This window comes from Longicatena caecimuris, from assembly GCF_018406465.1.
In the GTDB taxonomy this organism is placed as follows: domain Bacteria; phylum Bacillota_I; class Bacilli_A; order Erysipelotrichales; family Erysipelotrichaceae; genus Longicatena; species Longicatena caecimuris.
Genome location: NZ_AP024510.1, coordinates 2,312,199 through 2,324,532 on the forward strand (window position 1 = coordinate 2,312,199; position 12,334 = coordinate 2,324,532).

General features: G+C 39.6%; 13 protein-coding genes. All 13 read right to left on the minus strand.

Annotation, left to right across the window (positions count from 1 at the left end):
* Positions 1 to 140: 140 nt before the first annotated feature.
* The 13 genes from KJS44_RS10820 to KJS44_RS10880 all read right to left on the minus strand — a co-directional run bounded on the left by KJS44_RS10820 (position 141) and on the right by KJS44_RS10880 (position 12,307).
* On the minus strand, positions 141 to 1,655 hold the full coding sequence (locus KJS44_RS10820; RefSeq protein WP_008687377.1) for a response regulator: 1,515 nt from the start codon (positions 1,653 to 1,655) through the stop codon (positions 141 to 143).
* The gene (locus tag KJS44_RS10825) at positions 1,627 to 3,117 is read right to left on the minus strand and encodes a sensor histidine kinase (RefSeq protein WP_008687376.1); all 1,491 of its coding nucleotides are present in this window, start codon (positions 3,115 to 3,117) and stop codon (positions 1,627 to 1,629) included. The genes KJS44_RS10820 and KJS44_RS10825 overlap by 29 nt, the downstream gene beginning before the upstream one ends.
* Positions 3,114 to 4,055, minus strand: coding sequence for a substrate-binding domain-containing protein (locus tag KJS44_RS10830; protein WP_008687375.1), 942 nt, complete (start codon positions 4,053 to 4,055; stop codon positions 3,114 to 3,116). Before KJS44_RS10830 ends, KJS44_RS10825 begins: the two co-directional genes overlap by 4 nt.
* Positions 4,056 to 4,406: 351 nt before the next feature.
* Positions 4,407 to 4,799: a group II intron maturase-specific domain-containing protein gene (locus KJS44_RS10835; protein ID WP_008687374.1), complete on the minus strand. Its 393-nt coding sequence runs from the start codon at positions 4,797 to 4,799 to the stop codon at positions 4,407 to 4,409.
* Between the two features lie 374 nt (positions 4,800 to 5,173).
* Positions 5,174 to 5,863 carry a lysophospholipid acyltransferase family protein gene (locus tag KJS44_RS10840; RefSeq protein WP_008687372.1) on the minus strand — a complete coding sequence of 230 codons (690 nt, stop codon included), beginning with the start codon at positions 5,861 to 5,863 and terminating at the stop codon, positions 5,174 to 5,176.
* Positions 5,863 to 6,213: a holo-ACP synthase gene (acpS, locus tag KJS44_RS10845; RefSeq protein ID WP_008687370.1), complete on the minus strand. Its 351-nt coding sequence runs from the start codon at positions 6,211 to 6,213 to the stop codon at positions 5,863 to 5,865. Before acpS ends, KJS44_RS10840 begins: the two co-directional genes overlap by 1 nt.
* Positions 6,210 to 6,890, minus strand: a complete 681-nt coding sequence (locus tag KJS44_RS10850; RefSeq protein WP_017144700.1) for a biotin--[acetyl-CoA-carboxylase] ligase — start codon at positions 6,888 to 6,890, stop codon at positions 6,210 to 6,212. Before KJS44_RS10850 ends, acpS begins: the two co-directional genes overlap by 4 nt.
* Complete coding sequence (gene fabZ, locus KJS44_RS10855; protein WP_008687366.1) at positions 6,880 to 7,308, minus strand: 3-hydroxyacyl-ACP dehydratase FabZ; 429 nt, start codon at positions 7,306 to 7,308, stop codon at positions 6,880 to 6,882. The genes KJS44_RS10850 and fabZ overlap by 11 nt, the downstream gene beginning before the upstream one ends.
* Positions 7,309 to 7,310: 2 nt before the next feature.
* A complete protein-coding gene (gene fabF / locus KJS44_RS10860; RefSeq protein WP_008687365.1) occupies positions 7,311 to 8,549 on the minus strand; it encodes a beta-ketoacyl-ACP synthase II in 1,239 nt (412 codons plus the stop codon).
* Entirely contained in the window at positions 8,550 to 9,281 is a 732-nt protein-coding gene (fabG, locus tag KJS44_RS10865; RefSeq protein ID WP_008687363.1) for a 3-oxoacyl-[acyl-carrier-protein] reductase, read from the minus strand.
* 4 nt (positions 9,282 to 9,285) lie between these two features.
* Positions 9,286 to 10,212: an ACP S-malonyltransferase gene (fabD, locus tag KJS44_RS10870; protein WP_008687361.1), complete on the minus strand. Its 927-nt coding sequence runs from the start codon at positions 10,210 to 10,212 to the stop codon at positions 9,286 to 9,288.
* A gap of 84 nt (positions 10,213 to 10,296) precedes the next feature.
* Positions 10,297 to 11,364 (minus strand): NAD(P)H-dependent flavin oxidoreductase, encoded by a 1,068-nt coding sequence (locus tag KJS44_RS10875; RefSeq protein WP_008687359.1) that lies wholly within the window; start codon positions 11,362 to 11,364, stop codon positions 10,297 to 10,299.
* Positions 11,354 to 12,307, minus strand: a complete 954-nt coding sequence (locus tag KJS44_RS10880) for a nitronate monooxygenase (RefSeq protein ID WP_008687357.1) — start codon at positions 12,305 to 12,307, stop codon at positions 11,354 to 11,356. The genes KJS44_RS10875 and KJS44_RS10880 overlap by 11 nt, the downstream gene beginning before the upstream one ends.
* Positions 12,308 to 12,334 lie beyond the last annotated feature (27 nt).

The window sequence follows — 12,334 nt, forward strand, 5'->3', positions numbered from 1 at the left end:
TAGATTGTAAAATATTGCTAAAGATAATAAAATATTGCTACTCCTTTAAGAAAAGTCATATAAAGATACAAAAAAATAGTTGGCACAAAAGGGCCAACTAAAAGTTCTTATCTCTATAAATAAATAAGCAGTAATTTACATCATTCAATGAACATATCTCGATATTCAATCGGTGTGATACCGACATTTTTCTTAAAAGTTTTCGCAAAGTAACTGGAGCTTTGAAATCCTATCTGTGCTGCCACTTCTTTTGCCATAGCCCCATCTTTCAGCAACTGCTTTGCTTTCGCAATCCGAAATTCATTCACAATATCTGTAAAGGTTTTCCCCACCTGTTTATTTAATAGTTTGCTGATATAAAATGGTGTTACCTTTAATTGGGTAGCCACATCATTAAGGCTAATTGCTTTATTATAGTTATTTTCTATGTATTCTAAAGCCTGTCGTACTAAATAGCTGTTATTTTGATAAAGCAAGTTTTTCACACAATTGCGAATCATTGCTATCGCATAGACAAGATTAATTTCTAAATTATAATATTTATCTGTATCATTTATTTTACGTATTTCAACATCTTTCTTATCGATATAAATATCATGTAGTTTTTGTTCAGCTTCTAAAACACCAACGATAAATTCAGCAACCTGTTCGTTGATCTGCCTAGCTGGAAAACTATGAAGATAAGAAGCATAATCATGTAGTATGGATTTAATTTTTTCATCATCGTGCTGCTCGATTGCCGGCAACATTTTTTTGATCCACTGCGTACTATCTGCCTGAAGCTCACGCTGTACCATTTCCTTATTACGAAGTGTAAACTCGCTCTTTTTCATATGTGTTAATTGTTGAAGTGCATGACAATAGGAATGATATAGGCCTTCAAGATGATCTTTCAATGTACCAAGGCCAATCGGATAATCGAAAAACTGATATTTTTCCATCAAATCAGCAATCTGCTTTAAATTTTCTTCTGTAATATTTTGATAGGACAGCAAAAATAAAATCAATTGTGCATTACGATATCCCAGCAGACAAAACAAACCTAAATCACCAATCTGATTGGTTAAGGTTTCCTGCTTGCTTTTTGCTAGACGAATACCATCAATCACGATACATAAACCGTTTTTTACTGACATATGCAATAAATTCAAAGTTTTCTGGATAACTAGCTCACTTTGGTTAGATAAAATCTGCTGCACACATTCATTTTCTAAAGATGAACGCATATTATCCACCTTTTTCAATAGCTCACTCGTTTCATAATAGCGGCTTTTTTCACTTTTTAAGCGGTCCAGCACCTTTGCTACACTATGGATGATCATTTGCGGTGTTGATGGTTTTAATAAGAAGTCTTCTACTCCTAAACGTATTGCCTCTTGCGCATATGAAAAATAATCATAAGAGGTTAAGATGATGAAACTTACATTTTTCTGTGAAATATTTTTGATGATTCTTGCACATTCTAAACCACTGTAAACCGGCATATTAATATCTAAAATAACGATATCCGGTTCATAGCGCTGATATAGATCAATCGCTTCTTGTCCATCCTTAGCACTGTATATTTCACCAATTTCCAGAATCGAGTCTTTTAAAATAGAAACCAGTGAGTTTCTTTCAATTTCTTCATCTTCCGCTATCAATATCTGAAACATATGCTTCCTCCTCATCTTTTATATGGATTTGAATTATCAATTCAAAACCGCAGTCTTCATCACTATTTATTGAAATTGAGGCATTATTTCCACAAACCATCTCAACTCTTCTCACCACGTTATATAGACCAAAATGATTTTCACCATCATATTTCTTATAGTCGTTTAAAATTAACTCTTCTAATTCTACTGGATTCATACCGGTACCATTATCAGAGACCGACAGCAAGATATCTTCATCTGTATATGAGGCACTCACTAAAATCTCGCCACCGTTTTTACAATCTTTTAATCCATGCTTTAAAGCATTTTCAACAAGTGGCTGTAAAATCATACCTGGGATTGCAATATTCGGTATGCCTTCTTGCACCTCTAGCTTGAATTGCACACGTTCACCAAGGCGTTTCTGTTGAATTTCCATGTAATTGGCAACCGACACTAATTCGCTTTGTAAATCACTCAGCCGATTTTGTTTATCTAATCCATAACGTAATAAACGACTCGTCCGCTCTATCATTTCAGCAGCATTATCCGCATTCTCACTCAATGCTAGTTTGTAAATCATATTTAAGGTGTTAAACAGAAAATGTGGATTAATCTGATTTTGTAACATACGCAATTCACTTTGGGCTAACTGTTCATCTTTGCGTAAATTTTCATTTTCTGTTTCTAATAAGCGATGTTGAAGCTCTGCTTTTTCTTTTGTACTTGCAATTTCATTTTGCACTGAAATAGCCATTTCATTTAAGGCGATGCAAAGTGATTCCATTTCCTTCCCTGTGCTTGAAATATCACTTAGATCATATTCACCTTTTTTTACCTTGTTAATATTTTGCAAAATTACGTATAATGGTTTAATAAAAGATACGCTCATAAAAAAGCCAAAATAGAACAACCAGCATAAGACAATGAGCAGTAAAATGATCGTTCCTACAAAAGTCACATGTTGATTTGCATCCATCTGGGTCTTTTGTAAGGTCATCTCGTTGGTAATCACATTATAAAAGCGATCTGACGTTCTAGCGATTAAATCATGAGAATGTAGTAAAGCATTATAAACTGCTGTATAATTCCCTTTATCATTTTGATATTCATGAATCGTGTTTTGACATTCTTCATCATAAAACCTTGTCATGTTTTCTAATAAATCAAAGCGCCAGCTTTCATCGGATACAAAGTCATCTTGTAAGCCATGAATATAGGTAGTAGCTCTTTGCATTTCCTCTTTATATTTTTGCAATGCCTTATTCTGTTCTGTATATAAATAATCTTTAATATCACTGGTTGCCGCATCTATATGATTATAATAACTATTTAACTGACGATAAGCAGAAAGGGCTTTATCATACTGTTTCATCGTATGATAGTTGATCATGTTGGAGGCAATCATCATCGTGCTTACCAAAAGGAACATGACAGCTGCGGTTATATTGATTCTGCGCTTTAAGCTCCATGTCTTCATTTTGATATAAGCTCCTTTTTATAGGTTTCCACATTATTTGCAGTTACTAAAATAAGCTTTGCATAATGTATGGAAGATACACTCTGTTGTTTGTTTTTTATTTTTTCATACAGCATTTCAACACTTTGGTAGCCATAATCATAAAAAGACACAACAATACTGCCATTGATTTTTTTCTCTTTAATAAGCTGTATGGTTTCATCCATTTCATCTACCCCATATATTAACATTTGTTCCCGTATGTTATATTTTGTAGCAGCTTCATAACAGCTGCTTGCAGATTCTCCTGCAAAATTAATAGCTACATTGATATCCTGATGTTCTTCCATAACACTGTCCCATTCTTTTTTTGCCCGGACATTATCTGATTTTGATTCACTAATAGATACAATGCGATAACCCCCTGCATGTTGTGCAAAAATCGTTTCAACCTGTGCTATTTGCTGCTTCGCGATATTAAAATTTTTTTCAGCTACTTGAATAGCAATTTTTAATGGTGCTTGTTTCCCAAACTGCTTTTCTACATCAGCTAGCAGTAAAGTAGCTTGTTTTTTGAAATCTTTACCAATATAACCAAATCGTTTAGAGCTTGGCATATCACTATCTACCAACATCACCGGTATTTGCTTCTTATCTGCTTTCTTCAAGAGCTTATCACTAACAACCCCTTGTGTAATAATTGCATCCGCTTTTTGCATAATGCCTGTTTCTATTACTTGATTCATCTCTTCCGTGTCAATTGTCGTTGGTCCTTCCCAATCACAATGCAGCTGATAGACATTACACGCATCACGGAAACCTTTTTCCGCTTCTAGCCAAATTTTATGTTCTTTTAATGGGGTAGCAAACAAAAAATAGTATCGGTTTTCTTCCCTTTGTTTTTCAGTTGAGCAGCCACCAACACAAAGCAGCATGCACAAAAGCAGTAGTTTCTTCATCGTCGTTTCCCTTTCCTCTATGATAAACTGCAGATAGAAAGTATCCTTATTTAAAGAATTATACTTTATTACACAGTTAATTTCAACTTGAAACCAACTGTTTTTTTATACATTGAAAGAAAATAACCTGAAAAAAAGCAGGGTTTTAGACTTTCATCAGATTGTATTATAAAGTACTATTTTACGAACATCCTGACGTATTATCAAAATAATCATACCATCAACATTAGCTAGCCTTTTCTTTACTTATTAAGACTTTTAAAACCGTCGTAATTAAACAAAATCAAGCAAAGTATCTTAGTACGTTGATTATAAGTTATTAAATCGAGTAGGGTGAAATAAATCACCCTCTCACACCACCGTACGTACGGTTCCGTATACGGCGATTCGTTTTACTTTCAAAGTGTGTCTTTCTATATAGTAGTCTAAACAACTGACTAGTCCTTTTTGGGCTAGTTTTTCTTTTGATATTGCTCTTACCACACATGTTTTGGTTACGACCCATTGATAATGGTCTCCCATATACGATGTCTGTCTTGCTCTATCTTTTCTAATCCCAAGCTTTTGTAATCCCCACTGTCGCTTGCTGGGTACTTTCCACTGTTTCCATATGATTGCTCGCAGTCTTGTACGAAGATGTTCATCTATCTTTGTCATATGTGTTTTCATATTATATATAGAATAATAGTTTATCCATCCTCGTATTACTTGGTTCAGTCGTCTTATTCTTTCTTTTAAAGCCATTGCGTGCTTTCTGATTGTTAGCTGTTTTAGTTTCCTTTCCTCGTTACTTATCTGATTTACGCCATTAGGTTACGGTTATCTTTTGGACTTTGATGCTTGTTGCCATCTCATCCACTAATGTCGCCTTATTATCAGCCATCCAAACTTAATGTTCAGACTTCCTGTCCGTTAAGCCATGATTTCGCTATTGCTTCCTCTCTTCCATACCTCACGATACGAAACTTACAAGTCGCTCTTGGGTTCGTCGATAACTACGCCCCGAGGGATTTTCACCCTAGATATGTGGCATGCCTGCCACACAACAAAAAAGATGGTCTATCCCATCTTCATCACTTTGTTATTCTAGTTTATCATTCTGTTTTGCATAAGCTTTGTTAACATGTAGCCTCCTGTAAGGCTTCTTGCATTTCTTCTTGCAATATCGTACAAAGTCCTTCTGCTTTTTCCTTGCGATATTCTTCATAGCTTCTTGCTTTTAAAAACTTAACCTGAAATGTTGCCCCATGTAATAAGACATGCTTAAAGTCATAAGAGTTTACCAATACCATAGGAATAATGGTGGCTTTTGCCATGAAGGCTGGTTGTAAAGAACCGGCTTGTAGCTCTAGCAGTTTGCCATCTCTTGCACGCGTGCCTTCCGGAAAGATCAGCAGATTACGACCGCTTTTTAATTGTCTGGCACTTTCTCTTAACATGTGGATAGCACTGGCACGATCTTCACGATCAAAATAGATTAATTCCAATGTCTTTGCCCAATTTGCCACATAAGGGAGCTTTTCATTTTCTTTTTTTGATATGAATGTAAAAGGTGTTGTAATGATTGACATCTGTAACAGCATGTCGAATGCACTTTGATGATTTGATACAAACAGCAAGGGTCCTTCTTGAGGTATGGCCCCCTGTGCATCAATACAAACACGGCAATGGAATGCTTTGATGATCCGTTTTGACCACTTTTTCATATGGGCATAGCGTTCTTCAAAGGGCTTCTTACGCACCAGAAAGGCATCTAACCAAGATGCAGGTACCAGATATAGCATACGTAAACAACCTAATATAAACATCAATCATCAATCTCCTTAGACTCCACGATGGCATAGGCAATCGCATACGCCTTTTCATGGGCGATGGAAACTTGTATAGCATATTCTTCCATCGTACAATAAGGCGCACCATCGTCATCACTTAAAATTTCAATATCACAAAGTGTGCAGGCATGTATTGCGTGAATTGCTTTATAGATAGCTTCTTTAGCGGCAAAGCGCCCGGCAACCCACTCTGCCTTACGTAAGAAAGGCATATCTTCACAGCATGCCTGTTCTTTGGGTGTTAAAATACGTTTTACATGATCCTTTTGTAAAGCCACTTCAATACGTTTGATTTCTACTATGTCACAACCAATCCCTAAGATCATAAGTTACGCTCCTTATAGATATTTGACAAGGAGATTTCTTCACTGCACAAAATACGTGTAGTCTGTGCAGTGCAGATGCGTAAACCGCCCTCACTTGTTACTTCCTTTACCTCCCATAATACATCATCCAACCATATTTTTCTACCTTTTAATACATGATAGTTCTGGTAGGTTTGCAAAAGGGTTTCTAAAGGAAGCTGTCTGCATCTTTCACACTGGGTTAAAACAGCCTGCAGCAGTTCTTCTTTATCTACAGCAACATAGCCTGCTTTATCTGCCAGCTCGCCTTTTTTTTGTGTAACATTGATACCAATGCCAACGATCATGGCGGCTTTTTGACTGCCTTCATACACTGTTTCAATTAAGATACCACAAACTTTTTTACCATTTAGTAAGATATCGTTAGGCCATTTGATCATTGCTTGCATGCCAAAGCTTTCCAACGCCTTGACAAGTGCTAAAGGAAAAATGATAGGGTAAGGAAAAGCTTGTTTATAAAGAATAGAAAAGGTCAGATCTTCATTGCTTTCCCATGTTCGCTCAAAACGTCCTCTTCCTTTTGTCTGCTGTTTGGCAAGGATGACACTGCCATCCATTTGCGATGCATAGTTGCGTTTCAGCCAATCATTCGTACTGTCCAGCTTATCAAAACGCTGTAACTGATAATCATGCTTCATCGAGGGCAAACATCAGTTCTCCACTGACTGCAACTTCATCATCAACGGTTGCCACAGCATTCACAAAGACGATTCCCATGCGCTCTTTCGTGACTTCACAAGTCAAGGTCAGCTTGTCCCCGGGAATAACCTGACGTTTAAAGCGTGCTTTGTTGATACCGGCAAATAAACCAATTTTTCCTTTATTCTCTTCCTTGCTTAACAACATCACCGCCACGGTTTGTGCTAAAGCCTCCAGCATCAGTACCCCGGGCATAATGTGCTTCTGGGGAAAGTGTCCTAGAAATTGCATCTCATTTGCGCTGATGCATTTACTTCCTACAACTTTATTTCCCTCAATGCTCTCAATGCGATCCACCAGTAGAAAAGGATAACGGTGGGGAATGATCTTTTGGATATCGTTGCTATTGTATAACATATTTATTCCTCCCACTTTCGAATGATAATGCTGGCATTATGACCGCCAAATCCTAAGGAATTAGACATTGCCACATGCACAGGTGTATGCAGGCCTTCATTGACCACCAGATTCAAGTCACAAGCTTCATCCTTATGCTGGTAATTAATCGTTGCCGGCACAAAGTCGTTTTGTACTGCCAATGTGGAAATAATAGCTTCTAAAGCACCGCTGGCACCTAATAAATGACCGCTCATTGATTTGGTGCTGGATACATATGGCTTCATAGCATCCTTACCAAAAGCTTTCTTTACTGCCAGTGTTTCACTGGAATCATTCAGCGGTGTACTAGTACCATGGGCATTGATATAATCAACATCTTGCATTTGCAAAGCGGCATCTTTTACTGCCATCTGCATAGCTTTTGCGGCACTGCTGCCATCGGCCAATGGAGCCGTGATATGATTGGCATCACAAGTACTTCCATATCCTACGATTTCACCATAGATGTTTGCTTTACGGGCAAGGGCGTGTTCCAATTCTTCTAAAATCAGCACACCGGCACCTTCTCCCATTACAAAGCCTTTACGCTGCGCATCAAATGGAATGCTGGCACGCATTGGATCTTCCCCCTCGTGTAAGGCACGCATAGAGGCAAAGCCTGCCATGGCAACCGGTGTAATACTCGCTTCACTTCCTCCGGCTGCGATGATATCTTCATAGCCATCACGAATACGATGGAAGGCTTCTCCGATAGCATTGGTACTCGCTGCACAAGCTGTTACCACACTGGAAACATTCCCTTTCGCTCCCAGATCAATTGCTACACTTCCCGGTGCCAGATTAATCAATGCCATTGGGATAAAATAAGGAGAAACGCGACTAGGTCCGCGATCTTTCAAAGTTGTGCTTGCACCTTCAATCGTTGCAATACCACCAATACCACTTCCTAGGATTACCCCAAAGGCATCGGCCTTGATCGTATCTTCAGACAAACCGCTGTCAGCATATGCCTGTTTCGCGGCGATACGCGCAAACTGGGTAAAACGATCATTAAACTTCAATTCACGTTTTGTGAAATATTGTTCCATATCTAAATCTTTGACTTCACCTGCAAGTTTCGCACGAAACTCACTTGTATCAAAATGGGTAACCTTTCCAATGCCACAACGGCCTTCCTGCAAAGCATCCCATACTTCTTCTACGTTATTTCCAATTGGGCTTACAACACCCATTCCGGTTATGACAACTCTTCTTTTCATTTACATCACCATCCCGCCATCAACTGCGATGACTTGTCCTGTTATATAATCACTATCTTCACTGCATAAAAACTTCACGACGTTGGCAACATCCTGCACACTGCCGAATTTTTTCATCGGTATATTGTTTTTGGCATTCGCCTGTACGTCTTCACTTAATGTATCGGTCATCGCTGTCTGGATAAACCCAGGGGCTACAGCATTGACATTGATGCCTCTAGGTGCCAGCTCTTTTGCTACCGCTTTGGTCATCGCAATAACACCGCCTTTACTAGCCGCATAATTGACCTGACCGATATTGCCGCATAAACCGACAACACTTGCCATATTGACGATCTTGCCATGACGCTGTTTCATCATGATCCTTGCCACATGGCGGATACAGTTATACGTTCCTTTTAGATTAATGCGAATGACATCATCAAATTCTTCTTCACGCATTCTTAATAATAAATTATCTTTCGTGATGCCGGCATTATTCACAACGACATCCAGATGTCCATATTCTTTCACGATGGTATCCATCATTTCCTTAACATCCTGTTCATTGGCAACATCACATTGCATCATCTTATGTTTGCCGCTTGGATCAAGCTTGGCTAAGACTGCTTTTGCGCCTGCTTCACTGTTGGCATAATTGATGATGACATCGTATTCCTTTGATAAGGTGATAGCGATAGCTTCTCCGATACCGCGGGAAGCACCGCTGATAAATGCTGTTTTTCTTTCCATATGACTATCCTTTCAATGCATTAAGGCATTCCTTCAAGCTTGCCTCATCTTCGACATGCAAGATTTTTACGTCATGCCCTTTGCAACATTTTTTCACAAAACCACTGACAGCTTTTCCCGGACCAACTTCAATAAAGGTATCTACACCATCTTCCAGCATATGTTCAATCGTCTGCGTAAAATAGACAGAATGTGCAATTTGTTTACTTAAGATTGTGTTCAGATCGGTCTTCTCTGGTTTTCCCGATATATTGTGATACACTGGAATGGATGGCTGTTTAATATTGTATTGTGCTAAGACCTTACGCAACTCTTTAGCCGCATCTAGTAATAAGGAAGAATGAAACGCCCCGCTGACCTGTAAAGGAATCACGCGTCTTGCTCCCAATTCTAAGCATCGCTTACTTGCTGCTTCAACGGCAGCTTTATGCCCGGTGATTACGATTTGTCCCGGACAATTATAATTGGCAATTTCACATACGCCCAACGCCTTAACTTCTTCACAAGCCTGTAAGATTTTCGCTTCTTCTAACATCAGAATAGCCGCCATACTGCTGATTCCTGAAGGCAGTGCATTGGCCATGATCTTGCCTCGCTGAGCAACGATCTTCGTACCATCTTCAATTGAGAAAGCATTCGCATAACATAAGGCACTGTATTCTCCCAATGATAAGCCAGCGCACACATCTGCTTCAACGCCAAAAGAACGTAGCAGCGTTGCACAAGCCATGCTGTGTAAGAAGATTGCAGGCTGAGCATATTGTGTATCATCCAAAGTTTCCTTTGGACCTTCAAAACAAAGTTGTTTCACATCGAAATCTAAAGTACTGCTGTCAAAGATGGCTCTGACGATAGCGTAGTTGTCATATAAATCTTTTCCCATGCCGGGATGCTGAGCACCCTGACCAGAGAATAAAAAGGCTGTTTTCATGAATGTCCTCCTTACGTATATGATGGCATGCATCTGCTTAGAATGCAGATGATACGCTCATAACTCATTCGTATATAAATGAACCTAAATAAAAGCTGCTTTTAGTTCATCCATCAATTGTTTTACTGTGACGATTTCCGTAATACGCCACGCATTGGCTCCTGCAAATACTAAGCCCTGTTCTACCTCACCATGTACGGCATGAATCAATGCCTCACTGATACAATATGGCGTTGTTGCCGGTTTACATGGCAACATACAGCCAATACAATGGGATGGCGCTATACGCTTTTCTTTTACCTGACGCATAAAATCCGTCATCACCGCTCTTCCCGGTAATCCAGCAGGACTTTTCACCAGTTCGATATCTTCCTTTTGGGCTTGCACAATCACTTCTTTAAAAGCAGGCGATGCATCACATTCCTGTGTGGCGATAAAACGCGTGCCCATTTGTACACCGGCAGCTCCTAAATCACAAAAGTGGCGGATATCTTGCGCATCATAAATGCCCCCTGCTACAAAAATCGGTACCTGTCGCTGATAGCGTTCTTCAAATTCAGGAAGAAGGGCTTTTACATCGGCTAAGATTTTTTCTAAAGGCTCTGCCTTATTTGTGATAAGATCTTCTTTCTTAAAGCCCAAATGACCTCCTGCTAAAGAACCTTCAATGACGATAAAATCAGGCAGGCGATGATGATGGCGATCCCAGGTCTTCAAAATCAGCTTTGCCGCTCTGCCACTGGATACGATTGGTGCTAGTAAAATATCCGCATCCTTAACAATGGCTGGCAAATGCATTGGCAGTCCTGCTCCGGAAATAATGGCATCCGCTTGAGCATCAACGGCAGCTTTCACATAAAACTCATAATCTTTACTTGCCACCATGATATTTACACCACATAAGCCCTTTCCCTGTGCCCATTCTTTTGCCTTTGCAATTTCTTCATGCATGGCTTGAATATTACAGATCATGCTGTTTTCCCAGAAATCCGGTTTACGATATCCCGGGTGTGCTGCACTGATAACCCCCATGCCGTCTTCCTTCATCACAGCACCGGCTAAGGAAGATAGTGAAATACCAACTCCCATACCACCTTGTATCACAGGTACTTCTAAGCTTTTTCCATTATGGAAAAGAATCCTATTCTGCATAAATTAATCCCTTTACTTTTTCGTTTAATGTAATGATTTCTTCCTGACTTTCCTGGATCAAGGAAGCGAAAATGTCTTTGAGTGGACGAATTTCCTTACACATACCGGCAACCTGTCCCATCATGACAGAACCATGCTTCACATCACCATCAAATACGGCTTTTCGCAAACCGCCTAAGGTCAGTTTTTCCAATTCTTCCTTTGGCGCATTTTCATGTTCCAGCTTCAGATATTGGATCGCCATCTGGTTTTTCAAGATACGTACCGGTGCCCCCGCATTACGCCCGGTCACGACACTATCCAGATCCTTTGCCCGCAGCACCGCTTTTTTATAATTTTCATGAATTGGACATTCTTCACTCACCAATAAACAGGTACCTACCTGTACGCCGACTGCCCCTAAGCTTAGCGCTGCATTCAATTGTTTCCCACTGGCAATACCACCAGCTGCAATTACTGGAATAGATACAGCATTTACGACCTGTGGTACTAATGACATTGTCGTGGTTTCACCAACATGACCACCACTTTCGCCACCTTCTGCGATCAGTCCATCAACACCGCTTTTTGCTAAACGGCGTGCTAAAGCCACACTGGCAACAACAGGAAAGACTTTACAGCCACTTGCTTTTAATCCTTCGATATAAGGTCCGGGATTTCCCGCACCGGTTGTCACAACAGCAACCTTTTCTTCAATGATCACCTGCATGATTGCCTCCGTATGCGGATTCATCAGCATTACATTGACCCCAAAGGGTTGCTTTGTCAATTGTTTGCATTTCTTGATAGCAGCTCTTGTCTGCACCTCATCCATCGCACCGGTGGCAATGATGCCTAAACCACCGCAATTGGATACCGCAGCCGCAAATTCTGCTGTCGCGATATTGGCCATCGCTCCTTGAAAGATCGGATAGCGAATACCTAAGAGTTCATTGATTAACATGATTGTTCTCCTTTTGTTCCTGATACA